This window comes from Ruegeria sp. CDSB086 (assembly GCF_059611065.1).
In genome coordinates, this window is record NZ_JBXWOV010000013.1 from 49831 (window position 1) to 71763 (window position 21933).

Genomic DNA, 21933 nt, shown 5'->3' on the forward strand with positions numbered 1-21933 from the left:
GTTTCGTCGCTTCGCGGGATGACAAGACGCTCGCGCTTCCACTACTTCAAAACCAGCCCTGAGATCACCCGCCTGATGTTGATGATGTATGTTCGATTTCCGCTGTCACTTCGCAACGTCGAAGACCTGCTGCCTGAGCGTGGCATTTGCTATTCATGCCCCAGAGCCTGCCCGTTTTCGTCAAAAAAGTGCAGTTTGTCGGTCGGGAAGTGCAGACCAATCTTCGCCCCAGGCTTAAGGTCCGTATCACCGTTAAGTCGGACGGTTACCTTTTCTTCCACGCCGCAATCAACAATCAGGAAAGTGTCTGCACCCAGGTATTCGATCACCTCGATGACCCCATCACACTGACCTTCACCCGCGGCAACCACCTCGATGTGTTCAGGACGAACACCCAACTTCTCGGCAACACCTGGCAGAGCAAAATCACCGCTTCTGCCGTATTCTAGGGTGTATTTGCCTGCCTGGGTGGAACAGGGAAGTACATTCATCTTCGGGCTGCCGATAAACTGTGCGACGAACAGGTTGGCCGGGTGTTCGTAAAGCTCGCGAGGCGTACCTACTTGAGCGATTTTGCCGTACTCGAGAACAACAATCCGGTCGGCGAGAGTCATTGCCTCAACCTGATCATGCGTGACGTAGATCATCGTGCGCTTGAGGCTTTGGTGAAGTTTGGCGATCTCATACCGCATCTCAACACGAAGCGCTGCATCTAGGTTTGAAAGCGGCTCATCGAACAGGAACGCCGTCGGATCGCGTACGATAGATCTTCCGATCGCCACCCGCTGCCGCTGACCGCCAGACAGGTCCTTTGGCCTGCGCTCAAGGAATGGTCCCAACTTGAGAACCTCGGCGGCCCGGTTGACCTGTTCGGCTATCTCGACCTTAGGTACCCCTGCAACTTTCAGAGAGAACCCCATGTTTTCGGCAACCGTCAGGTGCGGGTATAGCGCATAGGATTGGAACACCATCGTCAGCCCGCGTTTTGAGGGCGGATGATCTGTGACGTCGCTGTCACTTATCAACAGAGATCCGCGCGAGATGTCCTCGAGCCCACCAATCATGCGCAGCAGGGTAGATTTCCCACAGCCGGACGGGCCGACGAAGACAATGAACTCACCTTCCTCGATCTTGAGATCTACGCCCTTGATAACCTGCGCCGAGCCGAACCACTTTTCGACTGACTTTAGTTCGATGCTACCCATCAGGCCCTCCCTGCCCAGTGAAGCCAGACGGCGGCTGTCCAGGTGAATGCCTGGCCACCCGCAGGGCTGCCGGTTTTTGGGTCGAAGTACTCTGCGAACCCAAAGCCCGATATCAGTTCGGCAGTTTTCTGGCGCAGCTGTTCTGCCTGTTGTGCATGCCCCATATCCGCTAGGCCAAACCCGATCATCATGTTCATGAAAGCCCAGGTCGGACCTCGCCAGTACCGACGTGCGTCGAATTTCGGCATATCCGGATCATAGCTTGGAACGGGGTAAGGCACAGTTTCCAGTACTGATTTCAATCCTTTAAGCATCCGATCAGACTCCATGCCAGCGTACCAACACAAGTATGACGCGTTGGAAATACTGTCGGCCATCTCTCCGGTATGCGCGTCACGGGAGTCGAAGCTCCCAAGGTCATCGTTCCAAAGCGAACGCGCGCCGGATTCGAGCTTTTCAATATCCTCACTCAGGCCCTCGGCTTCCAGTTCGAGCTTCTCGCTGATCATCAGCAAGTCCCGTGCAGCGCGAAGCGTGGTGAACGTCATAGTGGGATCGGCGACGCGGAACGGGTTCAGGGCCAACAGGGCTTGTTGGTCCCATCCCGCATCTCTGCCGATCTGAACCAGCTTGATGTACCGGTCGTAGTCGAACTTTGTGGGTCGGTCGTCGCTGTTCACGTGGCTGGTGTCGCGGCGCTGGTATTCCCCAACATCCGATGCATCCATGCGCGCCATGGAGTTGTCCCAATCAGGTGCGTTGTCGCGACCTGCCTCCCACGGATGGGTCGTGCAAACGGCACCGAATTCATCAAGGCGCCATTTCATGATCCAACGATGCCACGCCAACAATTTAGGGAATAGCTCCTTCATGCGAGCATCCCCAAACGCGGTATCCTGTTCCCAGATTTTACGTGCCATGGTCGCAGCAATGGGTGGTTGGATGATGCCCGAAGACGGGATCGGGCCATTGCATCCCCAAACATCGGGGCCGGGGAAATACCCTTCATCCTGCTGGTGGAACAGGATATGCGGAACCATGCCGTCTTCCCATTGCCCGGTGAACAGCGTCTCGATCTCAGTCCAGGCGCGGTCGAGGTCGAACTGGGCAAAGCCAAGCGCGGCAATCGCGCTGTCCCAGTTCCACTGGTATGGATACAGCCCCTCGGTAGGAATGGTGTAGCCGCCGCGATCGTTCGCAATCAGGATATTGCGCGCCTCGCGGTCGGGGTTCGTATGTTGGTTCATCTGTGTCATCCTTTGACAGACCCCGCTGTGAGGCCCTTGGTCATGAAACGTTCAAGCCCCAGGAACAGCGCCATGATAGGAACGGTGGCGATCACCGCACCGGCCATCAGGTGCTGACGGGGAATTTCTGAGGAGTTCAACATCGTGACCCCTCGGGTCAGAGTGAATTTCGACGGGTCGTCCAGCAGCATGAATGCCAGCAGGAATTCATTCCACGCGATCATGAAGACATAGAGCGAGACTGAGGCCAGCGCGGGCAGGCTGAGGGGCAGGGTGATCTTCCAGATCACCGCCAGGCGCGACAGACCGTCCATCAGCCCGGCTTCCTCCACCTCGGTCGGCAGGCCCCGGAAATAACCTTGCAACATGTACAGGGCCACCGGGATCGTGGTGACCGGATAGATCATGACAATCCCGAGGATCGAGTTGCGCAGCCCTGTCAGCGAGAAGGCGATATAGATCGGTAGTGCCAGAACGATCATCGGCACCATGTAGATCAACAAGATCGAACGCGAGAACGCCTTTTGACCCTGAAACCGGAACCGAGCAACCGCGTAAGCTCCGGGCACGCTGAACAGTAGCGTGATGAATACGGTCAGGACCGAGACATAAAGCGAAGTCCATAGGTATGTACCGAAATTGAAGTCACGGAACAGCTCGGTGTAGCTGCGGAACAGATCGGTGCCCTGGGACAAGTCGACCGAGAAGTCCAACGGGTTCTGTAACAATGCCTGCTGAGACTTCAGGCTGGTCATGACCATCACGTAGAACGGGATCACGACGATTGCCGTGAAGAATATGTACCCGAACCCTGTGAAGAAGCGGATCACCGCCTCTTCGTATTCATGGCGCGTGAGCTCTCCGAATGGCGTTTCTTTAAGGATCGCCGCCAGGGAAAGGTGCATGACGACGGTCATGGCGACAACTGTGACCACAACAGCCTGCAGGGATGTGTCCGAGCCGATCAGAACCGGACCAAACCCGGTCAGCCCGGACAGGCCCAGAAACGCCGATATACCGAGGCGGGCCGGAGCATGCTGCGCAGGAAAGCGGACATAGACCAAACCGGCGACTGCACCCCAGACCAGGCAGAGTAGAACTTGTGGGCGAAAAGCGGCCCCGGTTGAAAACGACATGGTAATTGCCACCGTGGTTGCGATCACGACTAGCCAGATTGCGCCCAGTACCGGGGCAGTAAGATACCCTTTGCGCATCACAGACCCTCCTCACGGCTGATGAAGCGGAAGAAGACAAAGCTGAAGGCGATCAGGCACACCAGGATCACAACGGCCACCGCCGCACCGGCACCGATGTTCGAGATCGCAAAGGCTTGTTCATAGACATTCACGGTAAGCGTGCGGGTGCCCGCATTGCCGCCGGTCAGCAGAAAGATGTCGTCGAACTTGTTGAACGTCCAAATGAAGCGAAGCAGGAACAGCACTGATAGAATGCCCAACAGTTGCGGGATGCTCAGCAGCCAGAACTTCTGGAACGGCGAAGCTCCGTCCATATCCGCCGCCTCATACATGCTGGAGTCGATGGACTGCATCCGGGCCAGGATGAACAGGAACGACAGCGGGAAATAGCGCCAGATTTCGAACACGGTGACCATGATCAGCGCCAATGGGCGTTCACCGAAGAAATTGATTGGCTCGCTGCTCAGCCCCATCTGCACTAGCAAAGCGTTAGCGGAACCTGAGAAAGGGTCAAACAGCGTCACCCAAGTGAATGCGACGGCGATGACGGGGGCGACATAGGGGAACAGGTAGAGGCCACGGATGAAGCCTTGTCCCCTAAAGCTTTTGTTCAGCAATAAAGCGGCGAACAAGCCCATGACCAAAGCGCCAATCGTGCCGAAGACTGTGTAGAACAGCGTGACCCAGAGAACGCCCCAGAATTCAGAGCCATCAAAGACGCGGGCAAAGTTTTCCAGGCTGAACTCAAGGTTGGTCAGAACGTTTGGCCCGCTTCCTGTGAGGCGAGGCTCGGATTCTTCGACTAAATCCTCGAATGCTTGGAGATCTCCGTCGACCGTGACCGGGATGCGGATACGCTCACGCTGGCCGCCGTCCAAGGTTCCGAAATCGCAGAACAAATTCTTCCCGTCCAGAACACAGGGTGCCGTGACCTCGCCCACAGCAACGCCGTCGGGCAGCACATCACTCAGGGTCACGCCTTCAACGGCGATTTCCTGGCTGGAGTTGCGCAGGCGGTATTCGATCCGCAGATCGTCACCAGAGCCGCGCAGGCTTTCACGGACAACTGGAGCAGGCGGGCGCAGGTCGGAAAGGGTAAACGGTTTGAAGCTGATCCAGATGATCGCCAGCAAGGGCAGGATCACCACAAGCGACACGCTGATCACGGTCGGAGCCAGCAGCGCCCAAGCCAGACGCGCCTCGCGTTTGGCAAGAGCCCCGGTTCCGGTCGGTGGGGTGGCCGAAGACATGGAATACCTCGAAGGGTTGCGAGCAGCGGCGCGAACGCCGCTGCAGGTGCTGGTTGATTACTGAACTTTGGCCAGCTCTTCGTTCATGGCTGCAACTGCGGCAGCCGCGTCAATCTCATCGTCGATATACTGCCGGACCACGCGGTTGATGGCCTGAGAGTTGATCATCTTCGACGCCAGCGCCAATTGACCTTCAGCCACGCCCCAGCGCTGTGCAACGTCCAGACCGCCCACGATTTCGTCGATCATGGCTTGGTCATAAAGCTCACCCAGGGGGGCCTTGCGGTCAACGCCTACAGGCAGCTCGGCCCATGCTTCAGAAAAGGCTGTCGGATTGTCGGCGTTGCCGCGACGAACAGGGAATTTGCCCTCAGGCGCAATTGCCAGAGTTTGGGTGTACCCGTCATCCATCGCGAATTTCACGAATTCCATCGCGGCGTCCGTATCCGCATCGTTGGTAATGCCGAAATACCGCACATCGCCCCATGCTGCGCCATCCGGGTTGGACGGGCCAGAGAAGTTGGTCACGATTCCAGTCTTGCTCGCCAATTCGCTTGAGGTCGGATCGTCGCTAATTGTTGGCGGAGCGCTGTCCCGCAAGCCGGCCAGTTCATCCAGAATGAAGGGCGACCAAATGATCATCGCGGCCTTGCCGTCGAAATACAGCTCTCGCGATTGCTTCCAGTACAGCTCACCCGGAGGCGACGCTTTCGAGATTGCTTTGTAGAAGTCCAGAACCTCGGTTGTCTTGGCCTCATCCAGTGGCTGGAAACCATCAGCGCCAACTGGCGAGACGCCATTGGCGAGGAACACATGTTCCAGCACCTGGCTCATGAAGTTCTCATCAACTTTGGTCGCGGCGACAAAGCCGTACATTTCCGGCGGGTTGTGCAGTTTTTCCAGCGCAGCCAATACGCTGTCAAATGAGTTGGGCGCATCCAGGCCGGCTTCGTCAAATAGGTCTTTGCGGTAGACAACCATTTGCGTCCAACCATCGACAGGTACCGAGGCTGTTTCGTCATTAAAGGCCGCCATATCCAATGCGCCGGGTGCAAATGTGTCGGCGCCCAGCTCTTCGATCACTTCTGTCGCAGCTTCGGTGTCAAGGATACCTGCTTCGGCCCAAGGCAGCGCGTATTGCAATGGATGATAGACCACATCAGGCAGATCTCCCGCTGCGAAAGCTGCGGTAGCTCGTGTGCCCAGATCTGTTTCGGTGACCGGGATTACCTCAACTGTGGTGCCGGTTTCCGCTTTAAACTGGTCCGCCATTTCCTGCTGCTTTGCGAGCCGTTCTGGTTGCTCCTCAGTTGTCCAGAAACGAATTGTATCTGCCTGTGCTGACACGGCTGCCAGGGCCAGCGCCAGCGATGTGCCAAGCATCAGTCGAGATGCCTTTGGTGTAAGTTTCATGATCGGTCTCCTCCCCGATTTCCATTTTTGAATTGTGTAATTTTTCGCGCCAACTCTTCAGGTGTCAGGCGCGGTGGTCCATCAGAATCCCGTTCCAAAAGAACGGCTTCGCCGAGCTCACGCAGGCTTTCGGGTGCTTCTCCACGGGTTTGCCGTATGAGCATTTCAGCAAGGCGTTCGCCAGCCCGCTGTGAATCGACGCTGAATGTCGTAAGACCCGGGCTGACGTATTGGCTTTCGGGTATGCCGTCATACCCAAGGATCGAGACATCCTTACCGATTTGCAGGCCAAACTCGGCGCAAACAGTGTAAGACCCTAATGCGGCCAAATCAGTCGCAAAGACGATCCCGGTCGGTGGATTCTCCAATTCCAGCAAAGCTCGCGCCTGGATTGCTCCTTCATCACGGGTGCGCGCGTCCTCGCGTATCAGTTCAAGGTCGATGGGCAAGCCAGCAGCGCTCAGACCTTCGAGATAGCCATCACGTCGAAGGTGGCTGTAGTTGAATTTCGGATCGCTGCCGACGAAGCCGATGCGACGATGGCCAAAACCACTCAAACGACTGACCGCGCTACGAATTGCCGTTTCACCCGAGATATCAAACCAAGATGTATCGTCGTAAGGGTCCGCTTGCCCGTATCCCGTTCGACCGTAGAGTATGAATGGAACATTCAGGGCGCTTAGATACTTGATACGAGCGTCGTCGACTTCCGTTCTGGGCAGAATAAACCCGTCCGCCTTGCGCTCTTCCACAAGGCGCCCCAGAACGTTGAGCATATCCTTTTCGGACTTGGCCGTTGAGATAGTCATAGTCCAATCGAATGCGCTGGCACCTTCGCAAGCGCCTGCCAGAAAGTCCTGCAGAAACGGATTGTGCCGGTCCGGTTCCCCGCTGTTAATGACCATCGCAATTGCACGTACTTTCCCTGTGCGGATCGCCTGCGCGTGGCTGAGCGGGCGATAGCCCATCTTTCTTGCAGTAGATTCGACCCGTTTTCTGGTGGTCTCCGAGATGTCGGAATACCCGTTCAAAGCGCGCGACACGGTGCTCTTTGAAAGACCGAGGTGATCAGCCAACTCGTCCAGCTTCACCCTTCGGGATGAGGGATCGCGACGGAGCGAAGATTCGCGCTTCGGTAGACTGGGATTCGTTCTCATTCCATTATTTGTTCGCTCCGAAACCGGTTTCGGCAATCAAAAAATCGAAAAACTCTTCTGATTACTCGTTTGACCGCGCTAAACCTCCGGTGCTCTGATGTTCACCTGTTCTCTAACAGTTCGATAATTTATGACTTGTTTGATTGGCAGGGGACGTCCACATCAAAGGCCTCTTAGCGGAAATGATGAAGGGTCTGGACGCCGATCATAGCGAGGACGTACCCGTGGTGATTGATCAGACCTATCTGCAGATGGACGCACGTCGTCCAACCCTATGGACTAAAGGGACAAAGAGGGCTGATCGGCCGAACCAAAGGCAGCGCAAGCTCGAAGGAAAGGGCCATCTGCGACAGCCAGGGACAGCCGCCGAACGTTTTTGTGACCACCGGTCAGGTCAGGAATAATACCGGTTCGATGAAGTTCGTGTGCGGAATGTCGGCTTTCCGCCCTGCCGGTGGATGGCTTTGCGCTTGCGGCAGACTATTCGCCTATGCATCGAACGGCAGGTTGGTGGCCGCTATCCTTTGTTTTGCCCAGCAGATTGCAGCCATGGCGAATGACAGAAATGTCCGCGGAACAGACATTGAGATGAATTCTAGGAACGACTGCTCCGAGCCGACAACAAACGTCGCAATTTCGCGACTTGCGTCCCCTAAACGGAGAAATTTCTGCAAAGGCACGAACGACCAAGACGTAGCGCAGCAGCGATGCCGAACTTTCGCGCATCAGGCAGAAATATCTGATGGCGGAACCAGCGTAGCGCGTAACAAATCGGCCCCGAAGAATGGTATGGTTTCGGATAGTTGTTTAGCTTGGCAAGAGCATTTCGTATACGGACAGCCGATGAGTGAAGACAAAACCTAACACCCAGACAAACGTTGAAATGAAAGCCTGTACTTTCGGCCTCTCCAATTGGGTTTAGGTGCTGACAATTTGGCAAGTCCGTTCTGGGGGCTAATTCACTTCTGAGATCATTACCCCCCCCTGCTTCACCAAGAGGTCAACAATTGCGCTAACCCCCTTTTTGTGGCGAAGGGACGAGAACAAAAATGGCCGTCCTTTGCGCATTCTGGCTGCATCTCGTTCCATGACCTCCAGTGAAGCGCCAACATGTGGCGCCAGGTCGGTTTTGTTTATGACCAGGATGTCGGATTTTGTTATTGCTGGTCCGCCTTTTCGCGGGATTTCCTCTCCAGCGGCGACGTCGATCACATAGATTGTAAGGTCTGCGAGTTCCGGGCTGAAAGTAGCCGACAGATTGTCGCCACCGCTTTCGATCAGAACGATATCAAGATCTGGATGGCGTTCCTGCATTTCAGCGACAGCGGCAAGGTTTATCGATGCATCCTCGCGGATTGCTGTATGTGGGCAACCGCCCGTTTCGACGCCGATAATCCGATCTTGGGGAAGGACCTGCATGCGCACCAGCGCTTCGGCATCCTCCTGCGTATAAATGTCATTGGTGATGACGCCCACTGAACAAGCATCGCGCAGGGCTTCAGACAAGGCAGCGGTCAAAGTGGTCTTTCCGGCTCCAACCGGACCACCGATGCCAACGCGAAGAGGGCCGTTCATACTGCTCATGTTCGGAATATCCTTGAATACTGTGTTTCGTGTCTCATCGACGCGATGTCCGTCAGGAACGCAGTCGAACTTATTTCTTCTAAACCTGCCAATTGCGCCTTTTCGACGATATGAGCACATAGCGGTGTCAAATTACGGATTAGTTTCTGCGCGTCGGTTTGCCCCAGCGGCACAAGACGCGTTGCGCAAGCGACCAAGTTGCTTGCGAATGCTTGTAGATACATCTTCGTCGTCAGCAGTAGGGGGAGGTTTTGCAGAAGCGCGGCGTGACCTACTGAAACTGGGTAGGAAAGCTGTTGGATGTCTAAATCCCAGACATCTCCTGTGACAGTCCCGAACGCCTGTCCCAGCAGTTCGGTTTCCATTTTCCTTTCGGATGACGCGCAGATAGCCCGTGCCTTGGCATCGATGCTAAAAAGTTCATCTTTGTCCCGCGCGTTGTATGCGGACACCACGAACAGAGCATCATTCCATCCAGATCCGTGTTCCAGCGCATCTGAAATCCAGTCTTCGGCGTCTTGGGAGCTGGCGACCGCTCCTTCGTCAATTGCAGCTTCCAACCCATGAGAATAAGCAAAGCCCCCCACAGGGTATGCCGGAGACAACCACTGGGTCAGCGTCAGGATATCGGCGTCAGTGGGCGTGGCCATGTGTCCTGCCGTGGCCATAGGCTCCGCCTTCGGGGTTGAACGGTTCGTGCACCTCGCGCACTGTGGCTCCGATTTTCAAAAGCATGTCTCGGATCACATGATCGACCTGGATCAGCAGACGGTCCTTTTCGATCTGGCAGGGCGTGTGGCGATTGCCGATATGCCACGCGATGCGTGTCAGGTCCGGAGCGGAAACCTCTAGCAGTGCTTCGGGTGCAGCCTGTATTTCCACTTCGCGACCGTCGTCCAGAACCAACGTGCCACCGTGGTTCAACGAGGTGGTTTGCGACAGATCGACGAGAATTTGTTCGCCACTTTCACAGGTCAGAACCTTGCGACGCAAAAACCGATCGTCATAAGTCAGAGACAGGCAATCTGCGGACTCGCCGTGCATATGATCCGAGTAACGGCGTGCGGTGCAGAGCAGGGCGGTCATACCGTCGCCTCCTCTGGAGCAGAAATGGTCAGAGCCAGATTGAATCCGCAAACACCCGGTGCACGATCCGTTCGCGTGATAGGCCGCGTTTTGTCAGCTCTTCGTCGCTGAGCGATTGCAGAAATTCGACCTGTCGAACGCGTGATTGAGCTTCGGCCACACTGATCAGAGCCCCGTAGACTGATGCTGCAATGGACGCGACCAGACCGGGCAGCGAAAAGCGTGCGTGAGATTGTGTTGCTGAGTGTGCCATTTGGACCCTCGTAAACGTTGGTCCTCCCTTGGGCATTAATATCTGTCATATCGGCCTCACTTTGAAGTGGGTGTTTGGTCATTTCTGCCTTGCGCGCGGTGCAATGCAGCATAATTTTTAGTCAGAACATAAAGTATCGCTGTGCCATTGGCAGCACTTCGGCGGGTTGGCAGGTCAGCAATTCGCCATCTGCCCGGACTTCGTAGGTTTCTGGATCAACTTCGACATGAGGTGTCGCGTTGTTGAGCAGAAGATCCTGTTTGCCAATCTCTCGCGTGTTTTGGACAGCGACGGTCTGCTTTGCCAATCCAAGTGTATCACCGATCCCGTCCGCCAGCGCGGCTTGCGAAACAAAGGTGATGGCCGAGTTTTCAACGGATCGACCATAGGCACCGAACATTGGCCGACTATAAACCGGCTGCGGGGTGGGAATCGAAGCATTCGGATCACCCATCTGTGCACAAACGATGGTGCCGCCCAGCAAAACCATCTCAGGCTTCACTCCAAAAAAGGCAGGGTCCCATAGGACCAGGTCGGCGCGTTTTCCTTCCTCGATACTGCCAATCTCGTGGCTGAGGCCATGGGCTACGGCAGGGTTGATCGTGTACTTGGCGATGTAACGGCGAACGCGCAGGTTGTCGTTGTCACCGGATTCCTCCGGCAGGCGGCCTCGCTGTTTCTTCATCTTGTCAGCCGTTTGCCACGTACGGATCAACACCTCGCCCACGCGGCCCATAGCCTGACTGTCGGACGCGATGATGCTGAACGCGCCCATGTCGTGCAGGATATCTTCAGCCGCGATGGTTTCACGCCGGATGCGGCTTTCAGCAAAGGCCACGTCCTCGGGGATGGATTTGTCCAGATGATGGCAGACCATCAGCATGTCGAGATGTTCCTCTACCGTGTTCACTGTAAAGGGCCTCGTCGGGTTGGTAGAGGAGGGTAGGACATGGTCCTCACCGCAGATTTTGATGATGTCGGGGGCGTGGCCGCCGCCCGCGCCTTCGGTATGGAAGGCGTGGATAGTACGACCCTTTATCGCGGCAACTGTATTTTCAACAAACCCGGATTCGTTGAGCGTGTCGGTGTGGATCATAACCTGAACGTCCATCGCATCAGCGACCGAAAGGCAGCAGTCGATGGCCGCAGGAGTCGTGCCCCAGTCCTCGTGCAGTTTCAGAGCACAAGCTCCGGCTCTGACCTGTTCCTCCAGAGCCGCGGGAAGCGAAGCATTTCCCTTGCCCGCAAAAGCAAGATTCATGGGAAAAGCATCTGCCGCCTGCAACATCCGGCCGATATGCCATGGGCCCGGTGTGCATGTGGTCGCCAGAGTGCCATGTGCCGGGCCAGTGCCGCCACCGAGCATGGTCGTCAGGCCAGAATGCAGCGCGTCGTCTATCTGTTGAGGGCAGATGAAGTGAATATGGCTGTCGAACCCGCCAGCCGTCAGGATGCGACCCTCGCCAGCGATGGCCTCTGTGCCGGGGCCGATGATGATGTCTACACCGGGCTGCGTATCCGGATTTCCGGCTTTGCCGATCTTGGCGATGCGCCCGTCCTTTAGGCCGACATCCGCCTTGTAAATACCCGAGTGATCCACGATCAGAGCATTGGTGATCACCGTGTCCACGGCCCCCTCGGCTCGCGTGGCCTGTGACTGCCCCATCCCATCGCGAATGACTTTGCCACCACCGAATTTAACCTCTTCACCATAGACATCTTCGCGGTGGCCGGTCTCGCTGAAACGCGCAGTCGTTGCGCGCTCCACGATCAGGTCTTTTTCTACTTCGATGATCAGATCGGTATCTGCCAATCGTACTTTGTCGCCGACCGTGGGGCCGAACATGGAGGCATAGTCACTCCGACTGATCTTGCCCGGCATCTTTCAAAGCCCCCATGATATGCATATTGAAACCGTAGATGTGCCGGCGCCCCTCAAATGGCACCAGCATAACTTCGCGAGTTTGCCCTGGCTCAAATCGCACCGCAGTGCCCGCCGGGATGTCCAGCCGCATACCCAAAGCTGCATACCGATCAAAATCCAGAGCCGGGTTTGCTTCGGAAAAATGGTAGTGGCTGCCGACCTGTATTGGTCGGTCGCCGGTATTGGCGACAATAACAAGACGGCTGCTGCGTCCTGCGTTCAGCGTCAGTGAGCCTTCGGCCGGAATAATCTCACCCGGGATCATTTCGGCAGCTTCAAAATCACGGTAATGGCGATGACCGCAATCAAAGCCAACCCAACTGCGAGCGCGGCGTAATCACTGCCATGAGCGTGAACTTGGGTATCCGAATGGGCCATGGCCGGACCAGCCAGAATGAGAGCGGGAAACAGCATACGGTTCATGGAGAACTCCTTTAGAAATTAGCGAATGGGGTTGTGGACAGTCACAAGTTTTGTGCCATCCGGGAAAGTGGCTTCGACCTGTACCTCGTGGATCATCTCGGGCACGCCTTCCATGCATTGGTCACGGGAGATCACTTCAGCCCCGGCTTGCATCATGTCCGCGACCGAACGGCCATCGCGCGCGCCTTCGACCACGGCGTCGGTTATCAACGCAATGGCCTCGGGGTGGTTCAGCTTAACGCCGCGGGTCAGCCGTTTTCGAGCGACCTCGGCGGCCATGGCGACCAGCAGTTTGTCTTTTTCTCGAGGGGTCAGGTTCATGTCAGAGCATCCAGCATCGGGGTAAAGTGTCTTTGTTCAGTCGGCGTAGAACTGGTATCAGCGTTCGCCGCAGAGCAAAGCTGTTGTCCGCCAGAATGCGAATGACCAATAGGTCTTTCCGGATCAGGGTTGCACCGGCGGTGTCCGGTAGCATTTCCCGGACAGGTTTTAGATGACCTTCGGCGGAACTCGACGCTAAGACGATTAGCGCCATCGCCCCTGCGCCGTTCGCAATATGCGGCTTGGACAAATGCGTATGCCAATCACCTGAGAACCTGATCGCCTCGAGAAACACTGGCGTGTCCTCGCGGCGAATCTCGATTCTATCGCGCAAGCGGATGCCGGTCAGCGTCTCGCCCATGGCAATGCGCCCAAAGACCAGCGGCTCGACCATCAGCATTTCAGCATCAAGCCCCATGTCGATCCTGAGGCGTCGGTCCAAAGCACTGCCGTTGTACAGGATGGTTTCCTGCGGCAGCCAGTTCAGCCGGGCGCCATCCTCAACCGTCAAATGGTTTGTAATCTGGCCCAATTCTTTGGGCTGGGCTTTGTAGGCGCGCTCACAGGCTTGTGTCGTCAAAGTCAGCGCCGTGCATTTTGCTGCCTTGCAAGAAAATCGGAATGAATCGCCTCCGGTCACGCCGCCCGCCGTGTTCAGAAGAACCGCATCAAGATCAGGTGTGATCGTTCTGGGGAACAGGCATTTAAAGGACCCAGACTGGCGAAATCTGTCCAGCACAGTTCTGTTGCCCAATTGCTTGGTGCTTAAGCTGACAGTGCCTGCAGCACGTGGCGGTACCGCGCTGTGCGTGGGCAATATGGCTGCAACTTGTGTAATAGGGCACCTTTAGCGCGTCGTTTGGTGCCACCTGTTTCTCTATTGAAGTGTCGGAACACTAATCTGCAGTGTCGGAATCTGCTTATTTCCACATCGTGTGTCTAAATTTTAGACAGCAACGTCCGACTTAGATGAAAAAATATGCGCTTCTCGCCGATTTCCCAAATTGGGCTAAAGGTAAGTTGCCAACCTTGCTGCAATGCAGAAACCGTATGGGTGCCACCGCGGAAATGACCCGGGGGGTGTGTGACGGCTGCGCGAATTGGACCTCGAACACAACCGCCACACGGAACGCAACAACAGTTGCGGGGATCAGGTAGAAGAAGAGTGTGCCTTTGCGCAAGCCCTCTCTCCCGGCCCCGCCAGGAGGATTACATGAAATCGCTCAAATCCACGCTCGCCGGATCGGTTGTCTTTGCTGCCATAGCCACCGCTGCCTTGTCTGCCGAAGACACGATCAAGGTCGGAGTGCTGCATTCGCTGTCGGGCACGATGGCAATCTCGGAGACTACTCTGAAAGACACCATGCTGATGCTGATCGACCAGCAAAACGCCAAAGGTGGTCTTTTGGGCAAGCAGCTTGAGGCCGTTGTTGTGGATCCCGCATCTGATTGGCCGCTGTTCGCGGAAAAAGCCCGTGAGCTGCTGACCGTCCACGAGGTGGATGTGATCTTTGGCAACTGGACTTCGGTCAGCCGCAAATCAGTACTGCCTGTGATCGAAGAACTGAATGGTTTGCTGTTCTATCCGGTTCAGTATGAGGGCGAAGAAAGCTCTAAAAATGTCTTTTACACCGGTGCGGCCCCGAACCAGCAGGCGATCCCTGCGACTGATTATTTCCTGGAGGAACTGGGGGTTGAGAAATTCGCTCTGCTCGGCACGGACTATGTCTATCCCAGGACCACCAACAATATTTTGGAAAGCTACCTTAAGCAAAAGGGTATTTCGGACGCGGATATCTTCGTCAACTACACCCCCTTTGGCCATTCTGACTGGTCCAAGATCGTATCTGACGTCGTCGCACTGGGCGAAGATGGCAAAAAGGTTGGTGTGATCTCGACCATCAACGGAGACGCCAACATTGGTTTCTATAAAGAACTGGCCGCAGCTGGTGTTTCGGCAGATGACATTCCTGTCGTGGCCTTTTCGGTTGGTGAGGAAGAACTGTCCGGTCTCGATACCGCGAACCTCGTCGGTCACTTAGCGGCTTGGAACTATTTCCAGTCGGCGGATACTGATGTAAATGCCGAATTTGTCGAAACCTGGAAAGCCACCATGGGTGACGAACGGGTGACCAACGACCCTATGGAGGCGCATTTTATCGGCTTCAACATGTGGGTGAATGCCGCGACCGAAGCCGGCTCGACCGAAGTAGACGCTGTGCGCGCCGCCATGTACGGGCAGGAATTCCCGAACCTGACCGGAGGTACTGCTGTGATGTTGCCGAACCACCATCTGGCTAAGCCGGTTCTGATTGGTGAGATTCAGGAAGACGGCCAGTTCGACATCATCAGCGAAACGGACGTTGTGCCGGGCGATGCATGGACCGACTTCCTGCCTGAATCGGCAGTGCTGAAATCGGATTGGAAAGATCTCGGCTGCGGTATGTACAACACCGAGACCGAGAGCTGCGTTCAGACTTTGTCGAACTACTAAATCGTACGCAAGGCGGGTGTGATCGCCCGCCTTGCCCAAAGACACGCGGGTTTCACCACATGTTAAGACTATTCCTTGCGGGCCTGGCAATTCTCTTCGCCTGCCTGAACGCCAACGCGCAAGAGGGTGGCCTGCAGCCGATCTTGCAGGATCATCAGGAGATCATTGTCAAAAGTTCGCGCAAGACGATCAAACCGGCGATTGATGCGCTTGCCGCCAGTGGGCTGCCGCAAGCGCAGGTGATGCTTGAGACATGGGTCGCCAAAGACATGTGGATGCGCAAGTCTGACGGTCTGTTCTTTGCCGGAACAAAGGCCGAAGGGCGGTTGTACCAACTGACCGATTTCGACACGGGTGAAGTGGTCGGCACGTTTGAGAAATCAGACTTGAAGCAATTGAAACCCAACAGCGGTGTCCGCGCTATGATCGGGACAGCTCTGGTGCAGTTTCAGTTGACCGACCCGGATCGAAAGAAGCGCTTAGCCGCACTAAAGTCCATTCAACGTGATCCCGAGGGCGCACTGCTCGAACCTCTTCGTGCCTCGATCGAGGATGAGCCAGATGTGGATTTGAAGGCCCAGAAGCAACGGCTCGAACGGCTGCTGACGATTGGATATGACGAAGACGTTGCGGCCCGCGTGGCTGCAATTGAAGAAATGTCTAACGATCTGGGTGTCGACGTTCGCGCGGCACTGAACCCGTTAGTCGTGACCTCACGAAAGACCGCTGCGGACCTGCCATCGGATGTTAACGTCGCCATCATTCTGGAACCCGGTTCAGAGGCCTTGTCGAGGGATGACGCATACTACCTGTTGGTCGCGAGCGACTTGGCTGCGCCCCATGTGTTGCCTGACGACATCCGCCTGGCTTTGGCTGCGAACATCGACGGTGGTCGCGTAGGGGGTATCCCGGTCGCGCAACTGAACAACAATACTGCGCGCACGCAAGCCTACAACACTCTGGCTGAAGCCGGACTTGTTCCTGCGCTGGTAACTGAGGCCGATATCGACATGGCGCTGGGTGCACATGTGTTCTTTGAGACTTATGCCGAGCCGTCCGTCGAAGTAACCGCCGCTGCCGAAAAAGCGCTAAAGAAGATCGAACTGAAAGTTGGCCTAAACCAAACGCTCGACCTGACGTTGGACGCGGTCTCTCTGGCCTCGATTTATTTCCTAGCCGCAATTGGTTTGGCCATCACTTTCGGAGTGATGGGTGTAATCAACATGGCCCATGGCGAATTTATCATGATGGGTGCCTATACGGGCTATGTCGTTCAGCAGTACGTCCCCGACCATACGGTATCGATCATCGTTGCCATCCCAATGGCTTTCGCCGTCACGTTTGCCATGGGCGTCGCCATGGAGCGCCTGGTGATCCGTTGGCTTTATGCCCGCCCGTTGGAAACACTGCTGGCGACCTTTGGTATCTCGATTGCCTTGCAGCAACTGGCAAAGAACATCTTTGGTACACAGGCCCGCCCTCTGACTGCTCCGGGTTGGCTGGACGGTGCTTGGGTGATGAACGATGTGGTTTCGATCAGCTATATCCGCATTGCGATCTTCGTGCTGGCGCTGATTTTTCTGGGGCTGTTCCTTTACATCATGAAACGGACAAGGCTGGGGCTTGAGATGCGTGCGGTCACGCAGAACCCGCGCATGGCCGGATCAATGGGGATCAACCCGGGGCGGGTGAACTTGCTGACCTTCGGTCTCGGCTCCGGCATTGCTGGGATCGCGGGGGTGGCCATTGGCCTGTTCGCCAAAGTCACATCGGATCTGGGCAACGACTACATCGTGCAAAGTTTCATGACCGTGGTTGTCGGTGGTGTCGGCAACATCTGGGGCGCGCTGGCAGGCGCGGGGATGATCGGGTTCCTGCAAAAAGGGATCGAGTGGATGAACCCGTCGAATACACTCGCGGCGCAAACCTACATGATCATCTTCATCATCATTTTCATCCAATTTCGACCACGAGGCATTATTGCCCTCAAAGGTCGCGCGGCGGGGGATTGAGCTATGGAACGTAGTTTTGTTGCTAAGAACCCATCTGTGTTGGTCTTTCTGGCCATCCTGTCGCTGTTCACGCTGGGTGTAACTGTCCTGTCCGAAGGGTTCGGAATCGGTGTGATCTCAACCAGTTTCGTCAAAACGCTGGGCAAGACCCTGTGCCTGTGTCTGATCGCGGTCGCGATGGATCTGGTTTGGGGTTTCACCGGCATTCTATCACTAGGCCATTTCGCTTTCTTCGGGCTCGGTGGCTATATGATCGGTATGTGGCTGATGTACGAACGCACCCGGCTGATCGTGGTCGAGTCATTGTCACAAGCCGACATTCCGCCAACGCCTGCCGAAATTGTGGACGCCATCGGCACTCAGATTTTCGGCGTAGTCGGATCATCCGAATTCCCGCTGATCTGGGCATTTTCGCACAGCTTGACGCTGCAGTTGATACTGGTCGTTGTAGTGCCTGGCCTGCTGGCGCTGATCTTTGGCTGGCTGGCCTTCCGCAGTCGAGTGACCGGCGTCTATCTGTCGATCCTGACGCAAGCAATGACGCTGGCTCTGGCTTTGTATCTGTTTCAGAATGACAGCGGTTTGCGCGGCAACAATGGCTTGTCCGGCCTGCAGAACCTGCCCGGTGTCACTGTCTCTCAAGACGTTGTTTCGCTCTGGTTCCTATGGGCTTCGGCTTTGGCGTTGGGACTGGGTTACATGCTGGCGGCATGGATCGTGTCGGGCAAGTTCGGCTCGGTCCTGCGCGGCATTCGAGACAACGAGGCGCGAGTTCGGTTCCTCGGCTATTCGGTCGAAGCCTACAAGTTGGCTGTCTTCACCCTGACGGCTTGCATCGCCGCAATCGCGGGTGCGCTATATTATCCGCAGGCTGGCATTATCAACCCCGAGGAGATGGCCCCCATCGCCTCAATCTATCTGGCCGTCTGGGTCGCTATCGGCGGGCGGGGCCGGCTGTATGGTGCGGTCATCGGCGCGGCTTTTGTCAGCCTGCTGAGCACCTGGTTCACCGGCGGGCAGGCCCCGGATATTCCGCTTGGCTTTTACACGATCAAATGGGTCGACTGGTGGCAAGTGCTGCTGGGTGTTTCGTTTGTGCTGGTCACGCTGTTTGCTCCGCAAGGTATCGGAGGTTTGTTCGACTTGTATACCAACCAGCGTTATCCCGATCGGCATGGTGCCAATCTGGGACCCGATGAAGGCGCTTTGCGTGAGAAAGAGGCTAACCTATGAGCACCTTGTTAGAGGTAAGTGGCGTATCGGTTACCTTCGACGGGTTCCGCGCCATCAACAACCTGTCCTTCCAGATTGGTGACGCAGAGCTACGTTCCGTGATTGGCCCGAATGGGGCTGGCAAGACTACGTTTATGGACATCATCACCGGCAAGACCCGACCAGATGAGGGGCGGGTCATATGGGGTGAAAAGTCCGTATCTTTGTTGGATATGACCGAGGCAAAAATCGCGCAGGCGGGAATCGGGCGGAAGTTTCAGAAGCCTACGGTTTTTGAGGATCAGTCCGTGCGCGATAATCTACTAATGGCGCTAAAGAAAAATCGTGGCTGGGTTGGCGTACTGCTTTACCGTCCGTCCAAAAGTGATTTGCAGAAGGTCGAAGACCTGGCCACCGAAATTGGGCTGTATCAGGAACTGAGCCGGAAGTCAGGTGAACTGAGCCACGGGCAAAAGCAATGGTTGGAAATTGGCATGCTGCTTGCGCAGGATCCACGTCTGCTTTTGGTCGATGAACCCGCCGCTGGCATGACCCCGCAAGAACGCGAACATACCACAGACTTGCTAGTTCAAGCTGCAAAGACCCGCGCGGTTGTGGTTGTTGAACATGACATGGAATTTGTCAGGCGCCTGAACTGCAAAGTCACGGTTTTGCATGAAGGATCCGTTTTAGCCGAGGGCAGCCTTGATCACGTGACATCAAATCAGGACGTCATCGACGTCTATCTGGGGCGCTAGAAAATGTTGAAGCTGACCGATCTGACTTTGCACTATGGGCACTCGCAAATCCTCAACGGGATTTCCATGGAAGCTTCACAGGGTGAAGTAACGTGCGTCATGGGGACCAACGGTGTCGGAAAAACCAGTCTGATGAAGGCAATCTCAGGGGCGCATCCCCGTTCCGGTGGCGAACTGGAGCTTGACGGAAAGCAAATGGGTATCTTACCTGCTCATCAGATGGCCTGGAAAGGTGTGGCATATGTCCCCCAAGGTCGCGAAATTTTCCCATTGCTCACGGTTCGAGAAAATCTGGAAACAGGCTTCTCCTGTCTGCCTGCCAGCGAACACTTCGTCCCAGATGTTATTTTTGACATGTTCCCGGTCCTCAAAAAAATGCAGAACCGGCGCGGGGGCGACCTTTCCGGCGGGCAGCAGCAACAGTTGGCCATCGCGCGTGCACTGATCACAAGACCGCGCCTGCTGCTGCTGGATGAGCCAACCGAAGGTATTCAGCCGAACATAATCCAACAGATTGGCGAAGTGATCCGGCACCTCAGAAAGACGAGCGGAATGGCAATTGTCTTAGTCGAGCAGTATTTCGACTTCGCATATGATCTTGCTGACAGGTTTGTTGTGTTGCGACGCGGAGAAATCCTGGTCAAAGGCTCACGAGATGACCTGACGCGTGATCAAGTGTTGCAGGCCGTAACAGTTTAGCACTGTTCCGTGTAGTTGGCTTCGAATTAGATTCATGAAGCCCAAATCACGTTCTGCACTGAAGCTGGGGACATGGTTTGATCCTCCCAATACGTTCAAAAAAGAAATGCTTAGTTTTGAGATGCTGTCGTTCGATGCCTCTTGTCTTGATGGGTGTGTACTATCAGACAGATCAACTGGCTTCGTGTACTACTGAGGTTCAAATTGGGCATTGTCAGAGGAAACCGGCTTGAGGCGGGTAGGGTGGTTTCGTAGCTTCGTGGGATGACAAAAACCAATCCACTTCGATACTTCAAAACCAGCCCAGAGATCATTGGCCTACCCGCCCCCAAGAGGACGTTTGACAAATACGCGCATACGTTTTCGTTAAGACCGAAGCAAAAACGCGTGAGTGTAGCGCGCTTAGGTTCGCCTGCTAAGTTTAATCTACTTGCAGATCGGCAATTCCAGTGGCGGTTGTTTGGGCAAGGATGCCCTCCAACTGTTTATGATCGGTTGGAGGCTGCTCTTGGGCCAAAACTTTGGTGCGCTGATTGCTTGTAGGCAAGCTGCGTTCCAATAAACTCCTGCTCGCGATAGTGATTTTCCTTTTTTTACCGCCTTGGCGACAGCGTTGATGTCTTTGGATTCTGGGTAGATGTAGAGGGTCGTCGGGTTCCCTTCTACAAGCGCCAGGATTTCTTTAGAGGCGGACTGTGACCAGGTTGTACAACCATTGCTGCGACCACCCGTGTAGTTCACAAGCCTTCCGTAGGGGACAAAGCCGTCGTTGTCTGCATGTGTGCTTTGTGGGTTTTTGAACCTGCATTGCCATTTTAGGAAAACGGCGGGATGGCCCCCGATAGCGCGCTCCCGAGCATTGCTCGTTTCTCCTTGGCCATCAAACAAAAGGAACGTGCGGAAGAACGGCTGCGTTTTGCCGGATTGACTGTAGTAACCCTTGAATGACGTGCGGGTTTCAGCCGTCACATAGGCACCGCCGGCGGTTAGTTTCGATCCTTCTGCATTGCTGAAGTTCTTCGCGCATTGCCGACCATTCGAAAAATTGGCACGCTTGAGTTTTCGACCATTGCCGTAGCCGGACGAGATTGCTCGGAAGGACTTTTGCGACTCGCAGATGACGTAAAACCGCTTGCCGGGATTGCCGTTTCTTGTGGTACTTGGGCGGGTTGCATCTTTGGCAAGATAGCAGGGGTTCCTTACCTCGCCTCGACGTACTTTCTCTTTGTAAAGCGCTCGCGCCCTTTTCAAAACGATCGGGGCGATTTGCCCGTCACCCGTACCCACGTGCTTTTGTAACCACGCCGGGACATCTTGTGATATCGCTTCAACCCGGTCGGGCAGTACGCTTGCCGCGATGGCAATTGTCATGACGGATAGTGTGAGACGGAGTGAATTCGGTAGCACCGGGAGATCTCCTGCTAGAATGTACTCGGGGCCAGTCTACCACAATTCCTATGCAATCGGGTGCCAGCCAAGTGTACAAACGAAGCTTCCTGTTGCCTCAAATCCCATTTTGCATTTCGAGGGGCTTGTCGTTCATCTTGAACAAAAGTGCTGCGACGATGCATAGGTGTCTGGACACTCGGAGATCGACTTCCAAGTGAACGCCATGACTACTTGCCGAAGGTCTCTGTTGGTAACCGCAATGGCTGATCCGCACACTGCGCGGGGACAAACGGTGGCGCTGATTGATGCG

Annotated in this window: 21 protein-coding genes and 1 pseudogene; 6 read left to right on the top strand and 16 right to left on the bottom strand. The window is 55.5% G+C overall.

The features are described from left to right. Window positions 1-18 precede the first annotated feature (18 nt). A pseudogene (locus AC2FIO_RS21110) lies at window positions 19-147 on the top strand (IS6 family transposase); the annotation flags it as partial. Window positions 148-149: 2 nt separating this feature from the next. Here the strand turns inward: AC2FIO_RS21110 and AC2FIO_RS21115 are convergent. The 15 genes from AC2FIO_RS21115 to AC2FIO_RS21185 all read right to left on the bottom strand — a co-directional run bounded on the left by AC2FIO_RS21115 (window position 150) and on the right by AC2FIO_RS21185 (window position 13876). Further along, window positions 150-1205 (bottom strand): ABC transporter ATP-binding protein, encoded by a 1056-nt coding sequence (locus tag AC2FIO_RS21115; protein ID WP_496699854.1) that lies wholly within the window; start codon window positions 1203-1205, stop codon window positions 150-152. Further along, window positions 1205-2452, bottom strand: coding sequence for an MGH1-like glycoside hydrolase domain-containing protein (locus AC2FIO_RS21120; protein WP_348774500.1), 1248 nt, complete (start codon window positions 2450-2452; stop codon window positions 1205-1207). The genes AC2FIO_RS21115 and AC2FIO_RS21120 overlap by 1 nt, the downstream gene beginning before the upstream one ends. 5 nt (window positions 2453-2457) lie before the next feature. After that, window positions 2458-3666: a carbohydrate ABC transporter permease gene (locus tag AC2FIO_RS21125; protein WP_496699855.1), complete on the bottom strand. Its 1209-nt coding sequence runs from the start codon at window positions 3664-3666 to the stop codon at window positions 2458-2460. Further along, window positions 3666-4898 (bottom strand): carbohydrate ABC transporter permease, encoded by a 1233-nt coding sequence (locus AC2FIO_RS21130; RefSeq protein ID WP_496699856.1) that lies wholly within the window; start codon window positions 4896-4898, stop codon window positions 3666-3668. The genes AC2FIO_RS21125 and AC2FIO_RS21130 overlap by 1 nt, the downstream gene beginning before the upstream one ends. A gap of 57 nt (window positions 4899-4955) precedes the next feature. Continuing rightward, a complete protein-coding gene (locus tag AC2FIO_RS21135; RefSeq protein ID WP_496699857.1) occupies window positions 4956-6311 on the bottom strand; it encodes an ABC transporter substrate-binding protein in 1356 nt (451 codons plus the stop codon). Further along, window positions 6308-7468, bottom strand: a complete 1161-nt coding sequence (locus AC2FIO_RS21140) for a LacI family DNA-binding transcriptional regulator (protein ID WP_496699858.1) — start codon at window positions 7466-7468, stop codon at window positions 6308-6310. The genes AC2FIO_RS21135 and AC2FIO_RS21140 overlap by 4 nt, the downstream gene beginning before the upstream one ends. 954 nt (window positions 7469-8422) lie before the next feature. After that, window positions 8423-9052, bottom strand: a complete 630-nt coding sequence (gene ureG / locus AC2FIO_RS21145; RefSeq protein WP_282118847.1) for an urease accessory protein UreG — start codon at window positions 9050-9052, stop codon at window positions 8423-8425. Beyond that, on the bottom strand, window positions 9049-9720 hold the full coding sequence (locus AC2FIO_RS21150; RefSeq protein ID WP_496699859.1) for an urease accessory protein UreF: 672 nt from the start codon (window positions 9718-9720) through the stop codon (window positions 9049-9051). Before AC2FIO_RS21150 ends, ureG begins: the two co-directional genes overlap by 4 nt. Continuing rightward, window positions 9686-10138 carry an urease accessory protein UreE gene (gene ureE, locus AC2FIO_RS21155; protein WP_058272433.1) on the bottom strand — a complete coding sequence of 151 codons (453 nt, stop codon included), beginning with the start codon at window positions 10136-10138 and terminating at the stop codon, window positions 9686-9688. Before ureE ends, AC2FIO_RS21150 begins: the two co-directional genes overlap by 35 nt. A 28-nt stretch (window positions 10139-10166) precedes the next feature. Beyond that, entirely contained in the window at window positions 10167-10391 is a 225-nt protein-coding gene (locus AC2FIO_RS21160; protein ID WP_282118845.1) for a DUF1127 domain-containing protein, read from the bottom strand. A 121-nt stretch (window positions 10392-10512) separates the two neighbouring features. Then, window positions 10513-12273 (bottom strand): urease subunit alpha, encoded by a 1761-nt coding sequence (ureC, locus tag AC2FIO_RS21165; protein ID WP_496699860.1) that lies wholly within the window; start codon window positions 12271-12273, stop codon window positions 10513-10515. Then, complete coding sequence (locus tag AC2FIO_RS21170) at window positions 12248-12580, bottom strand: urease subunit beta (RefSeq protein WP_058276343.1); 333 nt, start codon at window positions 12578-12580, stop codon at window positions 12248-12250. Before AC2FIO_RS21170 ends, ureC begins: the two co-directional genes overlap by 26 nt. Then, window positions 12577-12738, bottom strand: coding sequence for a hypothetical protein (locus tag AC2FIO_RS21175; protein WP_158506935.1), 162 nt, complete (start codon window positions 12736-12738; stop codon window positions 12577-12579). Before AC2FIO_RS21175 ends, AC2FIO_RS21170 begins: the two co-directional genes overlap by 4 nt. Before the next feature lie 18 nt (window positions 12739-12756). Then, window positions 12757-13059, bottom strand: coding sequence for an urease subunit gamma (locus tag AC2FIO_RS21180; protein WP_058276342.1), 303 nt, complete (start codon window positions 13057-13059; stop codon window positions 12757-12759). Window position 13060: 1 nt separating this feature from the next. Further along, window positions 13061-13876, bottom strand: a complete 816-nt coding sequence (locus AC2FIO_RS21185; RefSeq protein ID WP_496699861.1) for an urease accessory protein UreD — start codon at window positions 13874-13876, stop codon at window positions 13061-13063. Between the two features lie 396 nt (window positions 13877-14272). Between AC2FIO_RS21185 and urtA the strand changes: the two genes are divergently transcribed. From urtA to urtE, 5 genes are read left to right on the top strand one after another with little or no spacing between them, the layout of a single operon-like run. Beyond that, window positions 14273-15553, top strand: coding sequence for an urea ABC transporter substrate-binding protein (gene urtA / locus AC2FIO_RS21190; RefSeq protein WP_109312314.1), 1281 nt, complete (start codon window positions 14273-14275; stop codon window positions 15551-15553). Window positions 15554-15612: 59 nt separating this feature from the next. After that, complete coding sequence (gene urtB / locus AC2FIO_RS21195; RefSeq protein WP_496699862.1) at window positions 15613-17565, top strand: urea ABC transporter permease subunit UrtB; 1953 nt, start codon at window positions 15613-15615, stop codon at window positions 17563-17565. Window positions 17566-17568: 3 nt separating this feature from the next. After that, window positions 17569-18798, top strand: coding sequence for an urea ABC transporter permease subunit UrtC (gene urtC / locus AC2FIO_RS21200; RefSeq protein ID WP_496699863.1), 1230 nt, complete (start codon window positions 17569-17571; stop codon window positions 18796-18798). Then, a complete protein-coding gene (urtD, locus tag AC2FIO_RS21205) occupies window positions 18795-19535 on the top strand; it encodes an urea ABC transporter ATP-binding protein UrtD (protein ID WP_282118839.1) in 741 nt (246 codons plus the stop codon). Before urtC ends, urtD begins: the two co-directional genes overlap by 4 nt. 3 nt (window positions 19536-19538) lie before the next feature. Next, window positions 19539-20234, top strand: a complete 696-nt coding sequence (gene urtE, locus AC2FIO_RS21210) for an urea ABC transporter ATP-binding subunit UrtE (protein WP_496699864.1) — start codon at window positions 19539-19541, stop codon at window positions 20232-20234. Window positions 20235-20660: 426 nt separating this feature from the next. Here urtE and AC2FIO_RS21215 read toward each other — a convergent pair whose 3' ends face one another. Then, window positions 20661-21605 carry a hypothetical protein gene (locus tag AC2FIO_RS21215; RefSeq protein ID WP_496699865.1) on the bottom strand — a complete coding sequence of 315 codons (945 nt, stop codon included), beginning with the start codon at window positions 21603-21605 and terminating at the stop codon, window positions 20661-20663. Window positions 21606-21933: the final 328 nt, after the last annotated feature.

Excerpts from the sequence above, each read along its gene's own strand:
- urtB (WP_496699862.1), top strand. The coding sequence starts at position 15,613 with ATGTTAAGACTATTCCTTGCGGGCCTGGCAATTCTCTTCGCCTGCCTG.
- AC2FIO_RS21175 (WP_158506935.1), bottom strand. The coding sequence starts at position 12,738 with ATGAACCGTATGCTGTTTCCCGCTCTCATTCTGGCTGGTCCGGCCATG.
- ureG (WP_282118847.1), bottom strand. The coding sequence starts at position 9,052 with ATGAGCAGTATGAACGGCCCTCTTCGCGTTGGCATCGGTGGTCCGGTT.
- AC2FIO_RS21215 (WP_496699865.1), bottom strand. The coding sequence starts at position 21,605 with ATGACAATTGCCATCGCGGCAAGCGTACTGCCCGACCGGGTTGAAGCG.
- urtD (WP_282118839.1), top strand. The coding sequence starts at position 18,795 with ATGAGCACCTTGTTAGAGGTAAGTGGCGTATCGGTTACCTTCGACGGG.
- ureC (WP_496699860.1), bottom strand. The coding sequence starts at position 12,273 with ATGCCGGGCAAGATCAGTCGGAGTGACTATGCCTCCATGTTCGGCCCC.
- urtC (WP_496699863.1), top strand. The coding sequence starts at position 17,569 with ATGGAACGTAGTTTTGTTGCTAAGAACCCATCTGTGTTGGTCTTTCTG.
- AC2FIO_RS21115 (WP_496699854.1), bottom strand. The coding sequence starts at position 1,205 with ATGGGTAGCATCGAACTAAAGTCAGTCGAAAAGTGGTTCGGCTCGGCG.
- AC2FIO_RS21135 (WP_496699857.1), bottom strand. The coding sequence starts at position 6,311 with ATGAAACTTACACCAAAGGCATCTCGACTGATGCTTGGCACATCGCTG.
- urtE (WP_496699864.1), top strand. The coding sequence starts at position 19,539 with ATGTTGAAGCTGACCGATCTGACTTTGCACTATGGGCACTCGCAAATC.
- AC2FIO_RS21140 (WP_496699858.1), bottom strand. The coding sequence starts at position 7,468 with ATGAGAACGAATCCCAGTCTACCGAAGCGCGAATCTTCGCTCCGTCGC.
- AC2FIO_RS21170 (WP_058276343.1), bottom strand. The coding sequence starts at position 12,580 with ATGATCCCGGGTGAGATTATTCCGGCCGAAGGCTCACTGACGCTGAAC.
- AC2FIO_RS21120 (WP_348774500.1), bottom strand. The coding sequence starts at position 2,452 with ATGAACCAACATACGAACCCCGACCGCGAGGCGCGCAATATCCTGATT.
- AC2FIO_RS21150 (WP_496699859.1), bottom strand. The coding sequence starts at position 9,720 with ATGGCCACGGCAGGACACATGGCCACGCCCACTGACGCCGATATCCTG.
- AC2FIO_RS21160 (WP_282118845.1), bottom strand. The coding sequence starts at position 10,391 with ATGGCACACTCAGCAACACAATCTCACGCACGCTTTTCGCTGCCCGGT.
- AC2FIO_RS21125 (WP_496699855.1), bottom strand. The coding sequence starts at position 3,666 with ATGCGCAAAGGGTATCTTACTGCCCCGGTACTGGGCGCAATCTGGCTA.
- AC2FIO_RS21180 (WP_058276342.1), bottom strand. The coding sequence starts at position 13,059 with ATGAACCTGACCCCTCGAGAAAAAGACAAACTGCTGGTCGCCATGGCC.
- AC2FIO_RS21130 (WP_496699856.1), bottom strand. The coding sequence starts at position 4,898 with ATGTCTTCGGCCACCCCACCGACCGGAACCGGGGCTCTTGCCAAACGC.
- ureE (WP_058272433.1), bottom strand. The coding sequence starts at position 10,138 with ATGACCGCCCTGCTCTGCACCGCACGCCGTTACTCGGATCATATGCAC.
- urtA (WP_109312314.1), top strand. The coding sequence starts at position 14,273 with ATGAAATCGCTCAAATCCACGCTCGCCGGATCGGTTGTCTTTGCTGCC.